Genomic DNA, 14,967 nt, shown 5'->3' on the forward strand with positions numbered 1-14,967 from the left:
GCAGTGACCGTCTTCCCGTACGGGACGGTGTCCCGGCCGAGGCAGCCGTCCGGCCCGGCTTGACCGCACCGTGGCTAGAGGGTCAGACCCCGGACCACCAGATCCAGCAGGGCACACACGAACAGGGCAATCCCGATGAAGCCGTTGACGGTGAAGAACGCCCTGTTCAGACGCGACAGGTCGTCAGGGCGCACGATCGTGTGCTCGTAGAGGAACGCCGCCGCCACGATCAGCAGCCCCAGCCACAGGAACACTCCCGCGTCCGTGGCCAGCGCGTACCAGACGAACAGCGCCATCGTCACGACATGGCAGCCGCGCGCCCCGTACAGCGCCGCCGGGATGCCGAAGCGCGCGGGGACCGACTTCACGCCGTGGGCCCGGTCGGCCTGGACGTCCTGGCACGCGAAGATCAGGTCGAAGCCGCCGATCCACACGCCCACCGCGAGACCGAGGATCACCGCCTCCCACGACCACGCGCCGGTGACCGCGATCCACGCGCCGACCGGCCCCATGGCCTGGGCGAGACCGAGGATGGCGTGCGGGAAGTCCGTGAACCGCTTGCCGTACGGATAGACCACCATCGGCACCACGGCGACGGGCGCGAGCGCCAGGCACAGCGGGTTGAGCAGGGCCGCGGCGCCGAGGAAGACGACGACGGCGACGAGCGCCCCCGTCCACGCCGAGCGGACGGACACCGCGCCGGTCACCAGCTCGCGCGAGGCCGTACGCGGGTTACGGGCGTCGATCTCCCGGTCGATGATGCGGTTGCACGCCATCGCGAACGTCCGCAGGCCGACCATCGCGACGGTGACGAGCAGCAGCTCGACCCAGTGGACGGTGCGGTCGTGCCGGAACATCGCGGTGAGCGCGGCGATGTAGGCGAACGGCAGCGCGAAGACGGAGTGCTCGATCATCACCAGGCGCAGGAACGCCCTGGTGCGTCCGGGCTGCGGGACGGCCGCGGCGGCGGAGGTCACAGGCCGTACTCCTTCCAGCGGCGGTCGACCTTCGCCGCCGTCTGCGGGTCCGACACGACCATCTCGGGCCAGCCGCCGTCGCGGGTGTAGCCCTCCTCGGGGAGCTTCCGGGTGGCGTCGATGCCCGCCTTGCCGCCCCAGAACTGCTGGTAGGAGGCGTGGTCGAGATGGTCGACCGGGCCCTCGACGACCGTGAGGTCGCGGGCGTAGTCCGTGTTGCCCAGCGCACGCCAGGACACCTCGTGCAGGTCGTGCACGTCACAGTCGGCGTCGACGACCACGATCAGCTTGGTCAGCGACATCATGTGCGCGCCCCATATCGCGTGCATGACCTTCTGCGCGTGCTTCGGGTACTTCTTGTCGATCGAGACGATCGCGCAGTTGTGGAAGCCGCCCGACTCCGGCAGGTGGTAGTCCACGATGTCCGGCACGATGATCTTGAGGAGCGGGAGGAAGAAGCGCTCGGTGGCACGGCCCAGCGGGCCGTCCTCCGTCGGCGGCCGGCCCACCACGATCGACTGGAGCAGCGGCCGCTTGCGCATCGTCACGCAGTCGATCGTCAGCGCCGGGAACGGCTCCTGCGGCGTGTAGAAGCCGGTGTGGTCGCCGAACGGGCCCTCGGGGAGCATCTTCCCCGGCTCCAGCCAGCCCTCCAGCACGACCTCCGCGTTCGCCGGGACCTGCAGCGGCACGGTCTTGCAGTCGACCATCTCGATCCGCTTGCCCGCGACGAACCCCGCGAACAGGTACTCGTCGATGTCGCCGGGCAGCGGCGCCGTCGACGCGTACGTGACGGCCGGCGGGCAGCCGAAGGCGATGGCGACCGGCAGCCGCTCCCCGCGCCGGGCGGCGACCTGGTAGTGGTTGCGGCTGTCCTTGTGGATCTGCCAGTGCATGCCGATGGTGCGCCGGTCATGGCGCTGGAGGCGGTACAGGCCGAGGTTGCGCACCCCGGACTCGGGGTCCTTGGTGTGCGTGAGTCCCAGGTTGAAGAAGGAGCCGCCGTCCTCGGGCCAGGTGAACAGCGCCGGCAGGGAGTCCAGATCGACGTCGTCGCCGGTGAGGACGACCTCCTGCACGGGCGCGTCCTTCACCTTCTTCGGCGGCACGTGCACCATCGAGCCCAGCTTGCCGAACGCCTCGCGCACCCCGACGAACCCGTGCGGCAGCTCGGGCTTGAGCAGTCCGCCGATCTTGTCGCTGATCTCGTCGTAGGACGTCAGGCCGAGCGCCTTGAGCAGCCGGCGGTCGGTGCCGAACACGTTCATCGCCAGCGGCATCGCCGAGCCGCGCACGTTCTCGAAGAGCAGGGCGGGGCCGCCGGCCTTGTTCACCCGGTCGACGATCTCCCCGACCTCCAGGTACGGGTCGACTTCGGCCTTGATGCGCTTGAGGTCGCCCTCGCGCTCCAGCGCCCGGAGCAAGGAGCGAAGATCGTCGTAAGCCATGGGATCAAGTATCGGCCACGGGCTACCCTGGGCCCGTCACCGGGGCCGGGGAACACGGCTCCGCCCACATCTCCAGGGGGCTGTCCCACATGCTCAGGGCGCTGATGTACATCCTGCCGCTGGCGCTGACGATCTACGCGTTCATCGACTGCCTGAACACGCCCGAGGACGAGGCGAAGCACCTGCCCAAGCTCGCCTGGATCTTCATCATCCTGCTGTTCTGGATCGTCGGGCCGATCGTCTGGTTCGCCGCGGGGAAGATGCGGCACGCCCCGGCCGGTGGCCGCACCCCCTCCCCCTTTTCAACGGGCTACCGCAACCACCGCATGGAGTGGGTCGCTCCCGACGACAACCCCGAGTTCCTGAAGTCCATCAAGGAAGAGAACGAGAAGGACGAGTCGCTCCTCAAGGACTGGGAGGCCGACCTGCGCCGCCGCGAGGAGGAGCTCAAGCGCCGTGATCAGGGCGAGGACAAGGACGGCTGATGGAGCTCCGGCTCCTGGTGACCTTCGAGAAGGTCGCCACCGTCCTCAGCTTCACCAGGGCCGCCGCCGAGCTGACGTACGCCCAGTCCAGCGTGACGAGCCAGGTCCGGTCACTGGAGTCCTCGCTCGGCGTGGACCTGTTCGAGCGGCTCGGCAGCCGTATCCGGCTCACGGAGGCGGGCGAGCGCCTGCTGCCGTACGCGCGCCGGATGATCGACCTCGCCGACGAGGCGCGGGCCGCGGTCGCCGGGGCCGGCGAGCCGGCCGGGACGATCACCGTCGGCACCATGGAGTCGCTGACCTCCTACCGCCTGCCACCCCTCCTGGAGCTCTTCCACCACCGCTATCCGAAGGTCCGGCTGTCGCTGCGGCCCACGCTCGGCGACGAGACGCGCCGGGCGCTGCGCCGGGTGCGTACGACATCGGCTTCCTGATGGAACCGGAGACGGAGCACGAGGGCCTGGAGAGCGAGGTACTGGCGGCGGAGCCGCTGGTGCTCGTGTCCGCGCCCGGGCATCCGCTGGCCGGACGTACCGCACTCGCGGCCGCGGATCTGGCGGCGGCGCAGCTGGTGGGCACGGAGCCCGGGTGTCCCTACCGGGACCTGTTCGAGCGGGAACTGGCCGACTGGGCACCGCCGTTCATGGAGTTCGGGACGATCGAGGCGACCAAGCGGGGCGTGGCGGGCGGTCTGGGGATCGCCCTGCTGCCCCGGATCGCGGTCTGTGGGGAGCTGGCGTCCGGGGCGCTGGTGGCGCTCGGCTGGGAGCCGCCGTTCACCCTGTTCACGCAGATCGCGTGGCGGCGGGAGAAGCGGCTTCCGGCGCATGTGCGTTTGTTCGTGGACCAGGCGCGGCGGCTCGTGCGCGAGGACGCCGCGGAAGCGTGACCCTGAGGCTCGCCAGCACGATCAGCGGCACGCCGAGCGCCTGGACGGGCCCGATGTGGTGCCCGTACACCGCCCAGTCGGCGATCATCGCGACGGCTGGGTAGGTGAAGGCGAGGACGGCGATCTTCGCGGTGGGCAGCTTCTGGTAGGCCGCGTACATCAGCACGTACATGACGCCGGTGTGGATCAGTCCGAGGCCGGCGAGCCAGACCCAACCCGCGCCGAGCCGCGACGCCGCGCCGAAGTCGGCGAAGGGAAGCAGCAACGGGATGCCGACGAGGACCTGGACGAGGGCGACGAGATGCGGCCGCACGCCGGTGACCCGCTTGGTGACGACGGTCGACAGCGCGTAGAGCACCGCGGCGGCGAGCGCGAGGCCGAGCCCCTCGAGGGACGCCGTGTCGCCGGGCCGGACGCCGGAGACGAGGACCAGTCCGGCGAACGCGACCGCGAGCCAGCCGCACCTGGCGGCCGTGATCCGCTCCCGGAACAGCACCGCGCCGAGGAGCACCAGGAAGAACGGCTGCGTGTGGTAGACGACGGTGGCGAAGGAGATCGACGTGGCCTCGTACGCCTCGAAGAGGAACACCCAGTTGAAGACGATGAACACCCCGCCGAGCGCGGCGAGCCCGAGCTTCCTCGGGGTGAGGCCGTGTCCCGTGAACCAGCCGCGGGCGAGGATGTACGCGCCAAGGGCGGCGGCCCCGAACAGGCAGCGGAAGAACACCACGTCGAAGGGGGACGCCCCGGACTCGACGACGAAGATGCCGAGGGTGCCCGAGAGCACCATGGCGAGGGTGAGTTCGACAGTTCCCCTGGTCTCGTTTCTCATGGTGATGACGCTATGAACGCGGCCGTGCGCCGGTCCACGGGCCAGTGGGGCGTCCCGCCGATGGCCCCATCGGCCGCGTCGATGGGATGGTGCCGGGAGCCCGCGGGGAAGAGTGGGGGCATGGACGACGCTCAGGCCCGCAAGTGGCTCGCCACCGCCGTCGCCGAGGCCCGCGCGGGGCTCGCCGAGGGCGGCATCCCGATCGGCGCCGCGCTGTACGGGGCCGACGGCTCGCTGCTGGGACGAGGCCGCAACCGGCGCGTGCAGGACGGCGATCCGTCGACGCACGCCGAGACGTCGGCGTTCCGGGCGGCCGGGAGGCAGCGGTCGTACCGGGGCACCACGATGGTGACGACGCTCTCGCCGTGCTGGTACTGCTCCGGACTGGTGCGGCAGTTCGGGATCTCCCGGGTCGTGATCGGCGAGGCGCGGACCTTCCACGGCGGGCACGACTGGCTGGCGGAGCACGGCGTGGAGATCGTGCTGCTGGACGATCCCGGGTGTGCGGCGATGATGCGGGAGTTCGTCGAAAGGCATCCGGCGCTGTGGAACGAGGACATCGGCGGCGAATGACCCCGCCGCGGCCTCGCGACGGCGCGTGACGGACTGAACACAAAAAGGCGGCAATCCCCTCGCCCACCTGCCCGGTCGGCCATATCATGGCCGTCAACTACCTGTTCCCCGGCGCCACTTGACCGCTCGGGAGTTGTTTTTGAGGGATCAACTCGCCGCGAGGAGCGAACTGCTCGCGCAGCTCACGTCCCATCTCACCGGCACCGAGGTCGTCGGCCGGAAGTCACGCCCCTCCTGCAAGGCCCTGCCGCCTCCCGTGGTCGCTGTCGTCGGCGGACGCGGGATGGGCAAGTCGTACGACTTCGCCTGGCTGCGGGACGTCTGCGGACCGGTCACGCCCACCGCGTACCTGGACTGCGCCGACGACACGCTGCGCACCGGCGCGGCCGAGTCGCCGGAGTCGCGTTCGCTGGTGACGGAGGCGCTGCGGCTGCTCGGCATCGGCTTCACCAGCGCCGGGCCCGCACGGGCTCCCACGCTGCACATGACCCGGCTGTTCGCGGGGCTCGTCGCCGTCGCCTCCGGCACGTGGAACGCCGACCAGGACGAGCGCATCGCCGCCGAACTGCGCCGCCTGGAGCTGATCGCGCCGTCGCGGGGCAACTGGGCGGCGGTCGTGCAGAGCTGGGTGGCCAAGCTGATGGCGGCGTACGCGGCGCTGCCCATGCCGCTGCCGCCGGTGCAGAAGTTCATCGAGGTGTCGGTGGAGGTGCTGCTCCAGGAGCTGTTCCAGCGCGGCAGCCGCAAGGCCGTCGGCTGGTACGCGGCCTATCCGGGCGCGCAGGGCAGCGCCCGCTGGGGGCTGACCCTGCTGGGCAGCCACTTCCGGCTCGGCGGTGACCAGCGGCGGCGGGCCGAGTACTTCCTCGGTCAGGCGCTGCGGGCCGACCTGGAGGAGGCGTACCGGACGACCGGCGGCTGGCTGCTGCGCACCGGCCGCCCGCTGATGCTGCTCGACAACGCCCACGACGAGCTGGGCGAGCAGCTGGTGCGCGACTGCCTCACCCACCGGTCGACCGGCCATCCGGACCGGGTGGTGGTGTACGCGGCGTTCCGGCGCGGCGATCCGCCGGTCCTGCAAGGCGCGCACCGGCTGGCGTCGCTCAGCTCCGCGGTGGGCCTCGCGGGCGGCCGGGGCGACGGGCTGTGCGTGCACCCGATGGTCGTGGTGCCGTATCCGCCGCTGCCTCCGGCCGGTCCCGAGACCTCCGACGGGCTGCTGAGCCATGTGGATCCGGACGCGATGCTGCCGCCCGGACTGCCGCGCGCGCTCTACCGGTTCACGGGCGGACGACCGCTGGCGATGACCCGGATGACGGACGCGATCGAGGAGCTGCGGACGGCGGACGGAGCCGCCGTGCCGCCCGATCGGGCGGGCCCGCCCGTGCCGACCGCCCTCGCGACGCTGACGCTGCGTTCGCTGCTGCGGCACCGGCCGGCCACACCGCGGCAGGCGGACACCGGGCCGACGGTCGCCGAGGCGCTGCGCGAGGAGCTGGCCCCCGGAGAGCTGGGCGAGCTGCTCACCCGGGTGTCGCCGGCCGCGGACGCGCGCTCCGCCGAGCTGCTGCTCCCGGCGGCGGCCGGCATGACGACGCCGGAGCTGCGCCACGCGCTCGACTCCGACGGATGGCCGCGCTGCGACCGGCACTTCGTGGCCGACCACTGCCTGCGCACGCTGCTCCTGCACCGGCTCTACCACCTGGACGCGGACCACTCGTCGTGGCTCGGCATGCACTCGCGGCTCGTGATGCACTACGCGGCCGCCGGAAGCGACTCCTGGCACGCGTACCACCACGAGCTGGCGATCGGCCGGACCGACGGTGCGATCGCGCACCTCACCGGCTCGCTCGGCCGCGCGGACACGGCCGCCTGGCTGGACGAGCTGCTGCACATCGCGTCCGCGCCCGGCTTCGAGGGACTGTCGGAGCGGCGGCGGCTGGCGTTCACGGGCGGGCACCGTGAGCCGCAGCGGCGCGTCGAGCGGCTGCTCAACGCCGCCTGGCTGGCGCAGGACTGGCTGGAGCTGCCCGAGGCGCGGCTGGAGGCGGCTGTCCACGGGGCGCTGCACGCCCTGCGGGACGACGTCGCCGACAGCTCCGTGCTCACCGACGCCGCCACGCACTGGGCGGAGAGCATCCGGTCGGGCCGTCCGCTGCGGGAGTGCGACTGCTCCCGGCGGGGCCGGGCGAGTGGGGGGATGGACTGATGAACAACCTGACGAAGATCCTCATCGGGGTCGGGGCCGTGACCGCGGTCGTGCTGGGCGTGCTGTTCGGGCCGGGCATCCTCGACCCGGACCGCTCGTGCGCGAAGGGCGTGGTGAAACCGGAGGGCAGCGACGAGTGCATCGGTGTCTCGGCGACCGGCTACGACTTCGGGGTGAAGGAGATCCGGGAGGTCACGCGTGCCATCGCCGCCGAGAACCGGAGCGTGGAGGACGCCGAGCAGCTGACGGTCTCGGTGGCGGTGATGATGCCGTTCACCTCCCGGGCGCCGGAGCAGCTGACGAAGATGCGCCACGAGCTCCAGGGCGTCTACGTGCAGCAGAAGCTCGCCAACCGCGCCGAGGGCAGACCGCCGAAGATCCGGGTGCTGCTGGCCAACACCGGTCACCTGGGCCACCACTGGGAGACCGTGGTGAACCAGCTGGTCACGATGGCGGACGGTCCCGAGCAACTGCGTGCGGTGACCGGCATCGCGACGAGCAACACCGCGAACAAGCAGGCCGTCGCCCTGCTGGCCCGTCATCACATCCCGATGGTGGGCTCCACCATCACCGCCGACGACATCACCAACATCCCGGGCCTCGCGCGGGTGTCCCCGACCAACAAGGACGAGGCCCGGGCGCTGGTGTCGCACGCCAAGTCCGTCGACCGCAGCGCTCTGCTCGTGTACGACACGAACCCGGACGACCGCTACGCGCAGACGCTGCGCGAGGCGTTCAACGAGCAGCTGCCGAACCAGGTCTACGAGCCGACGCAGTTCACGTCCAGCAAGGAACCGAACAACCCGGGCAATCTCGGCAATGTCTTCAACAGCATCGCCCACTACATCTGCGACACCGAGGCCCGCACGGTGTTCTTCGCCGGCCGCCACACTCCGCTGCGGATCTTCGTCTCCGAGCTCGGCAGGGCGGGCTGCGCGAGCCGCGGTTTCACCGTTCTGACCGGCGACGAGGCGTCCTACCTGGGGTCGGACGAGACCATGGACCGGCGGGCGCTGGCGGTGCGGCCGGGCGAGAAGAAGCCGCGGGTGACGCTGAAGTACGCGGCACTCGCCCACCCGGACGCCTGGGTCGAGGCACCCGGACGGCCGCTGCCCGCGACGGGCGGCTCGGCGGCGGCCTACCGGCAACTGTCCGACGCGATCGCCGAGATGCGCGCCGAGATCGGACCGAACCGGCTCCACGACGGGCAGACGATCATCGGGTACGACGCGATGGCGACGGCCGTGCAGGGCATCCGGCGCGCGACCGGCACCTCGGCGAAGGCTCCGGCGCTGACCGATGTGACGGCTCAGTGGCCGCATCTGACGGGCTCGCTCCGGGTGAACGGCGCGAGCGGCTGGATCTGCCTGGACAACTACGGCAACCCGCGGAACAAGGCGGTGCCGATCGTGCGGCTCGCCGCCGACGGGACCCTGCGGTTCCAGGAGTTCTCCTGGCCGGACCAGAAGCCGCCGCCGGTGGACTGCATCGTGAGGAAGGACTGATCGGCTCCGCGTTCAGGCGGCCGCGTAGGCGTCCCGCAGCTGCTGCCAGCGCTCGGCGGTCCAGGCCGACCAGTCGGTGGTCGGCCGGCCCTCCAGCGCGGCGACGAGCAGCTCGAAGTGGTTGTGCCAGCCGGCCAGGCAGTCGAGCAGCACCTCGTCGTCGCAGCGCAGTTCGTTGGTGAAGCGCAGCACTGTGGCCTCGTCGCCGTGCGGTTCCAGGTGGAAGCGGACGCGGCCGTGCACGGTGACCGTGTACTCGGCGACCCGCTCCACGTCCCAGGCCGTGACATGGCCCTCGGCGAAGGTGTGGCGGCCCTCCGCGTCCGTGTTGAGCCAGCGCAGCCTGACCGCGCCGCCGATTCTGGGCTCGAGCAGGTCGGCTGCGCAGAGCCAGGTCGGCAGACCCTCGGGAGTGGCGACGGCGGCCCATACCCGGATCACCGGGTGCGGCAGGTGCAGCTCGTACCGCAGCAGGCGAGTGCCGTCGTCCCGGGTCTCGACGGTGCCCTGGGGGATCACGTCACTCATGTCTCCAGCGTCCCGCTGGGGCGGCGCGGGCGCTACCTCACGGGCGGCGTCAGACGCCCGCGTACGAGTGCAGGCTGTTCACGAACATGTTCACGCCGTAGTAGTTCCACAGGAAGCACAGGAACGCGGCGAGCGCGATGTACGCGGCCCTGCGGCCCTTCCAGCCGGCCGTGGCGCGGGCGTGCAGGTAGGCGGCGTAGGCGACCCAGGTGATGAAGGACCACACCTCCTTGGCGTCCCAGCCCCAGTAGCGGCCCCACGCGTCACCGGCCCAGATCGCGCCCGCGATGATCGTGAACGTCCACAGCGGGAAGACGGCCGCGTTGACGCGGTAGGAGAACTTGTCGAGCGAGGCGGCCGAGGGCAGCCGCTCCATGACCGACGTGGCGAAAGCGCCGGGCTGCCCGCCGCGGGCGAGCTTGCGCTCGTAGGCGTCGCGGAAGAGGTAGAGCACCGCGCCGACCGCGCCGAGGTAGAAGACGGCACCGCAGAAGATCGCGGTGGAGACGTGGATCCACAGCCAGTACGAGTCGAGGGCGGGCACCAGCTGGTCGCTCTCGGTGTACAGGTACGTCACGGCGAAGCCGAGGTCCAGCAGGACGGTGGTGACCAGCGGCAGGCCGGCCCAGCGGATGTTCTTCCCGGTCAGCAGGAGGACGAGGTACACGCCGACGGCGACCGTGGAGAACGTGGTGGAGAACTCGTACATGTTGCCCCACGGCGCCCGCTGCACCGACAGGGCACGGGCGACGACGCCCGCCGCCTCCAGCAGGAACGCGAGGGCGGTGAGCGACACCGCGATGCGGCCGTACAGGTCGCCCTGCTCGGTGCCGCCGTGCGCGCCGGGGCCGTCGGGCACGTCCCGGGCGCCGCTCGCGGCCCGGGTGACGACCTTCGGCCTCTCCAGGACCGCCGTCGCGCCCGCCTTCCTGACGGTGACCGGCGGGGCGGCGGCCTCCTGGCCGGGGGCCGTGAGCGCGGCGGCCGTGCGGGCCACCTTGCTGCGGCTGCCGAAGAGCCACTCGGCGATGTGCGCGAAGAAGGCCAGCGTGTAGACGGCCATCGACGAATAGATCAGGTAATTGCTGATCTGCGCGAGGTTCTCGTTGGCTGCGGCGGCGGTTGCGGCGGCGAGAGTCACTTCCCGGCCCCTTCGGCAGAAACGGCAGAAACATCAGTGGGCGAAGGCGCTGTGGGCGCCTTCGAGTGGAGGGTCGCGGCCAGGTCGGCCAGTTCCTCCGGGAGCTTCGCCGACTCGCTGCGGCCGAGGCCCGCCATCTCGACGACCGTGGTGCCGTCCTCACCGCGCACGGCGCGCACCCAGACGCGTCGGCGCTGGATGAACAGCGAGGCGGCGAGACCCGCGATGGCGGCGATCGCGCCGGTCAGCGCCCAGCCGGTGGCGGGCTGACGCGTGATCTGGAAGGTCGCCCACTCCTTGACCTCCTTCTCGAAGGTGATGGAGCCCGCGCCGTCCGGCAGCTTCATGGTCTCGCCGGGGCGCATCCGCTGCTTGAGGATCTCCCCGTCGGCGTTCTTGAACTGCTTCATCTTGCTGGTGTCGAGCTGGTACACGTTCTGCGGCAGACCCGCGTCGACACCGAGGCTGCCGTGGTAGCCGGTGAGCGCCAGCACGGGGTACTCCAGGCCCGGGAACTGCGAGAACATGTCGCCCTTGCCGTCTCCCGCGAAGGTCGGCACGAAGAACGCCTGGAAGCCGAGCTGGTCCTTGCGGCCGTCCTTGTCCCGGTAGCCGTCCATCACCTTGATGGCGCCGGTGGAGGTGACGTTGTTGTCGATCGGCAGCAGCGGCACCGCGTCCTGGAAGACGACCTTGCCCTTGCCGTCCCGCACGGTGACGACGGGGGCGTACCCGTGGCCGTTGAGGAAGACCTTGGTGCCGTCCACCTCCAGCGGCTCGTTGACCTCGACGACCTGCTTCTTCTCGGTGCCGCCGGGCCCGGACCAGGTCACGGCGGCCTCGTAGGTGCGCGGCGTGCCGCGCTGCGGGCCGCTCTGCGCGTACGTGCCGGTGAAGCTGTCCAGCGTGAAGCTGAACGGGGACAGGTCGTCGGTGTCGAACAGCGAGCCGGACTTGAAGTCGTCGTACTGCGTGAGCGTGTTGGAGAAGCCACCGCCCTCGACGACCAGCTTGCCGCCCTCGGACTTGAACAGCTGGCCCGCCGCGAACGCCACGAGCATCACGATCAGCGACACGTGGAAGACCAGATTGCCGGCCTCCCGCAGGTAGCCCTTCTCGGCGGCGACCGCGTCACCCGCCTCGTGGGCGCGGAAGCGGCGCCCGCGCAGCAGGGCGAGTGCCGCCCGGCGCACCTGCTCCGGCTCGGTCTCCGTGCGCCACGTCGTGTACGCGGGCAGCCGTGTCAGCCGCCGCGGCGCGCCCGGCGGGCGGCCGCGCAGCTGGCCCACGAACTGCCAGGAACGGGGCACGATGCAGCCGATGAGGGAGACGAACAGCAGGATGTAGACCGCCGAGAACCACACCGAGCTGTAGACGTCGAAGAACTGCAGCTTCTCGTAGAGGGGTCCGAGGACGTCGTGGCGGTCCTTGAACGCCTGCACCTTCATCTCGTCCACGCTGTTCTGCGGGACGAGGGAGCCGGGGATGGCGCCGAGCGAGAGCAGGAAGAGCAGGATCAGCGCGACCCGCATGGAGGTCAGCTGCCGCCAGAACCAGCGCGCCCAGCCGATCGCTCCGAGGGCGGGTCCGCCGACGGCCTGGTCCGTCGCCGTCTCGGTGGGGGCGGTGGACAGCTGGGCGCCGGCCTCGCCGAGCTCGCGTTCGTCGGTGTCGTACTTGCTCATGGACGTTCAGATCCCCACCGTGAAACCGTTGGACCAGCTCTGCATCGACTGGACCATGGTGTCCCAGACACCTGTGAGCAGCAGCAGCCCGGTCGCGATCATCATCACGCCGCCGATCCGCATCACCCATGCGTAGTGCTGCTTCACCCAGGCGAAGGCACCGAGCGCCTTGCGGAACGCCACCGCCGCGAGGACGAACGGCAGCCCGAGGCCGAGGCAGTACGCGACGGTCAGCAGCGCCCCGCGGCCGGCGCTGGCCTCGCTCGCCGCGAGCGCCGTCACGGCGGACAGCGTCGGCCCGATGCACGGCGTCCAGCCGATCCCGAACAGCGCGCCGAGCAGCGGCGCGCCCAGCAGGCCCGACACCGGCCGCCTGTGGATGCGGAACTCGCGCTGGGTGAGCCAGGGCATCAGGCCCATGAAGAAGACACCCAGCAGGATCATCAGCGCGCCGAGGACCTTGGACAGGATCTCCCGCTGCCCCTGGAGCGTGGAGCCGAAGTAGCCGAAGAGCGCGCCGCCGGACACGAACACGGCGGTGAAGCCGACGACGAACAGGGAGGCGCCGGCGACCATCCGGCCGCGCTTGGCCTCGGCGAGGTCGGTGCCCGTCACGCCGGTGACGTACGAGAGGTAGCCCGGGACGAGCGGCAGCACGCACGGCGAGAAGAAGGACACCAGCCCGGCGAGCACGGCGATGGGCAGAGCGAGGAGCAGGGCGCCGCCGAAGACCGTGTCGTACACGCCCGGTGCCGCGGCAAGGAACGTCACAGGATCACTTCTCCGCGATCAACGGGTCGATGATCTTGTGCAGTTCCTCGTCGTCGAGCGCCTTGAGCGAGCGGGCCGCGATCTTTCCGTCCCGGTCGAGCACGATCGTGGACGGAATGGCCTGCGGATTGAGGCTGCCCTTGGGGAAGCCGTTGACGATCAGTTTTCCGATCGGGTCGTACAGGCTCGGGTACTCGATCCCGTAGTCCTTCTCGAAAGCGAGCGCCGGCTCCTTCTTGCTGTCCCGGGTGTTGATCCCGACGAACTCGACGCCCTTCGCCTTGGTCTCCTTGGCGACCTTCGCGAAATAGGGGGCCTCGGAACGGCACGGCGGGCACCATGATCCCCAGACGTTCATCACGACGATCTTGCCCTTGAGGTCGGCCACGTCGAGCGGCTCGCCCTCCAGGGTCTCGCCCTTGAGCGCGTGGGGGGCCTGGCGCTCCCCCTTGGCGACGGTGTCGATGCCGCCGGAGCCGGTGACGAAGTTGGTGTCGCCGCCGCCTCCGGACTTTCCGCCCTCGCCACAGGCCGACAGGGTGAGCGCACCTGCGGCGACCAGGGCGGTCAGCAGGGCGGCGCGGGGGGCACGGCTGAGGCTCATGTGAAAAGTTTCGCATGGCCCCGGCGGCGATCTTCCGCACCCCCCTCCGTGCCCGATAAGGCCCGTTGTCAGGAAGCCTTAAGGAATGCGTTCCAGCCGCCGGCGGGGGACTCGCCGACCTGAAGCGTGCGCAGTTTCGCGAGCACCTGCGGATCCTGCACGTCGAGCCAGTCGCAGAACTGCCGGAAGGAGACGAGCCGTACGTCCTTCTTGCCGGCCATGCCCTTGAGCGCTTCCTCCACGGCGTCCATGTAGATGCCGCCGTTCCACTGCTCGAAGTGGTTGCCGATGAAGAACGGTGCGCGATTGGACTCGTAGGCCCGGGTGAATCCCGCGAGATACGCGTCCGTGGCCTGCCTGCGCCAGCCCGGAAAACGCGAGGGCACGCCCTGCGTCGCATTGCCGGACTGGTTGGCCAGCATGTTGTAGTCCATGGACAGCACCTCGAAGGAGCGCCCGGGGAACGGCACCTGCTGGAGCGGCAGATCCCAGATGCCCATCCGCCGGCCGGGCCACGTCTGGCGGCCGCCGGGCGAGGAGGCGTCGTACCGCCAGCCCAGCTGCTTCGCGACGGGCAGGAGCTTGTCCTGGCCGAGCAGACACGGCGTGCGGCCGCCGACGAGTTCCTTGCGGTAGTCGAAAGGCAGGGGATCGATGTCGTGCCAGCCGCTGTTGGTACGCCATTCGGTGACGAACCTCACAGCCTGGTCGATCTCGCTGCGCCAGTCCGACGACGACCAGTTGCCGCCCGATCCAGGGCCCTGACAGAAATGCCCGTTGAAATGGGTGCCTATCTCATGGCCGTCGAGCCATGCCTGGCGTATGTGCTTCAGGGTGTCCTTGATGTGCTCGTCGGTGAGATAACCGATGTCGGACGCGCCGATCGCATTGTTCGGCGGACGGTAGAGAGTCTTTTTCGACTCGGGCAGCAGATAGATGCCGGAGAGGAAGAAGGTCATCGCCGCGCCGTGGTTCCTGGCGAGTTCGAGAAAGCGCGGGAAGAGGCCGTTGCCGACCTCACCCGCCCCGTCCCAGGAAAAGATCACGAATTGCGGCGGCGTCTGCCCGGGCTCCAGCGGAACGGGACGCTCCGGCTGATGGGGCTGCTTCCCGGTGTCGGACGTGGAGCCGTCGCCGATCGGCCGGCCCCGCGTCGCCGAAGGCGAGGGCTTCGCGCCCTTGCCCTGGTCACCGCCCCGGCCGGGCGCACCACCTCCGGAACTGCCCGGGCCACTGGAGCCGCAGCCCGCCACGGTGACCGCGGCCGCGGCCCCAAGTCCCGCTCCGAGCAAGTCCCTTCGAGTGATGTCGCGCATATCG

Annotated in this window: 13 protein-coding genes and 1 pseudogene; 5 read left to right on the forward strand and 9 right to left on the reverse strand. The window is 70.5% G+C overall.

All coding sequences use genetic code 11. The features are described 5' to 3' along the window. Positions 1–74: 74 nt before the first annotated feature. Positions 75–977 carry a menaquinone biosynthesis prenyltransferase MqnP gene (gene mqnP / locus AB0K02_RS07965; protein ID WP_365991462.1) on the reverse strand — a complete coding sequence of 301 codons (903 nt, stop codon included), beginning with the start codon at positions 975–977 and terminating at the stop codon, positions 75–77. Then, entirely contained in the window at positions 974–2,425 is a 1,452-nt protein-coding gene (locus tag AB0K02_RS07970; RefSeq protein ID WP_365991463.1) for a menaquinone biosynthesis decarboxylase, read from the reverse strand. The genes mqnP and AB0K02_RS07970 overlap by 4 nt, the downstream gene beginning before the upstream one ends. An 89-nt stretch (positions 2,426–2,514) precedes the next feature. Here AB0K02_RS07970 and AB0K02_RS07975 point away from each other — a divergent pair, with 89 nt between their 5' ends. Both AB0K02_RS07975 and AB0K02_RS07980 read left to right on the forward strand, forming a co-directional pair. Beyond that, a complete protein-coding gene (locus AB0K02_RS07975) occupies positions 2,515–2,910 on the forward strand; it encodes a PLD nuclease N-terminal domain-containing protein (protein WP_365991464.1) in 396 nt (131 codons plus the stop codon). Then, positions 2,910–3,799, forward strand: a pseudogene (locus AB0K02_RS07980) (LysR family transcriptional regulator). The gene AB0K02_RS07975 and the pseudogene AB0K02_RS07980 overlap by 1 nt, the downstream one beginning before the upstream one ends. Here AB0K02_RS07980 and AB0K02_RS07985 read toward each other — a convergent pair. Then, positions 3,696–4,631 carry a DMT family transporter gene (locus AB0K02_RS07985; protein ID WP_365991465.1) on the reverse strand — a complete coding sequence of 312 codons (936 nt, stop codon included), beginning with the start codon at positions 4,629–4,631 and terminating at the stop codon, positions 3,696–3,698. The pseudogene AB0K02_RS07980 and the gene AB0K02_RS07985 sit on opposite strands and share 104 nt — an antisense overlap. Before the next feature lie 120 nt (positions 4,632–4,751). On the opposite strand from AB0K02_RS07985, the gene AB0K02_RS07990 reads away from it, so the two are divergent. The 3 genes from AB0K02_RS07990 (at position 4,752) to AB0K02_RS08000 (ending at position 8,918) form a co-directional block, all read left to right on the forward strand. Then, on the forward strand, positions 4,752–5,204 hold the full coding sequence (locus AB0K02_RS07990; protein ID WP_365991466.1) for a nucleoside deaminase: 453 nt from the start codon (positions 4,752–4,754) through the stop codon (positions 5,202–5,204). Positions 5,205–5,343: 139 nt separating this feature from the next. Then, entirely contained in the window at positions 5,344–7,413 is a 2,070-nt protein-coding gene (locus AB0K02_RS07995) for a hypothetical protein (RefSeq protein WP_365991467.1), read from the forward strand. Next, complete coding sequence (locus AB0K02_RS08000; RefSeq protein WP_365991468.1) at positions 7,413–8,918, forward strand: ABC transporter substrate-binding protein; 1,506 nt, start codon at positions 7,413–7,415, stop codon at positions 8,916–8,918. The genes AB0K02_RS07995 and AB0K02_RS08000 overlap by 1 nt, the downstream gene beginning before the upstream one ends. Before the next feature lie 12 nt (positions 8,919–8,930). On the opposite strand, the gene AB0K02_RS08005 is transcribed toward AB0K02_RS08000, so the two are convergent. The 6 genes from AB0K02_RS08005 to AB0K02_RS08030 form a co-directional block, all read right to left on the reverse strand. Then, positions 8,931–9,446: an SRPBCC domain-containing protein gene (locus AB0K02_RS08005; protein WP_365991469.1), complete on the reverse strand. Its 516-nt coding sequence runs from the start codon at positions 9,444–9,446 to the stop codon at positions 8,931–8,933. Between the two features lie 49 nt (positions 9,447–9,495). Then, on the reverse strand, positions 9,496–10,587 hold the full coding sequence (gene ccsB / locus AB0K02_RS08010) for a c-type cytochrome biogenesis protein CcsB (protein WP_365991470.1): 1,092 nt from the start codon (positions 10,585–10,587) through the stop codon (positions 9,496–9,498). Then, the gene (locus tag AB0K02_RS08015; RefSeq protein ID WP_365991471.1) at positions 10,584–12,272 is read right to left on the reverse strand and encodes a cytochrome c biogenesis protein ResB; all 1,689 of its coding nucleotides are present in this window, start codon (positions 12,270–12,272) and stop codon (positions 10,584–10,586) included. The genes ccsB and AB0K02_RS08015 overlap by 4 nt, the downstream gene beginning before the upstream one ends. Before the next feature lie 6 nt (positions 12,273–12,278). Next, the gene (locus AB0K02_RS08020; RefSeq protein WP_365991472.1) at positions 12,279–13,043 is read right to left on the reverse strand and encodes a cytochrome c biogenesis protein CcdA; all 765 of its coding nucleotides are present in this window, start codon (positions 13,041–13,043) and stop codon (positions 12,279–12,281) included. Positions 13,044–13,047: 4 nt separating this feature from the next. Beyond that, complete coding sequence (locus AB0K02_RS08025) at positions 13,048–13,647, reverse strand: TlpA disulfide reductase family protein (RefSeq protein ID WP_365991473.1); 600 nt, start codon at positions 13,645–13,647, stop codon at positions 13,048–13,050. 68 nt (positions 13,648–13,715) lie between these two features. Beyond that, on the reverse strand, positions 13,716–14,963 hold the full coding sequence (locus tag AB0K02_RS08030; RefSeq protein ID WP_365991474.1) for a hypothetical protein: 1,248 nt from the start codon (positions 14,961–14,963) through the stop codon (positions 13,716–13,718). Positions 14,964–14,967 lie beyond the last annotated feature (4 nt).

Origin of the sequence: Streptomyces sp. NPDC049597, assembly GCF_040675505.1 — a bacterium.
Classification (GTDB): domain Bacteria; phylum Actinomycetota; class Actinomycetes; order Streptomycetales; family Streptomycetaceae; genus Streptomyces.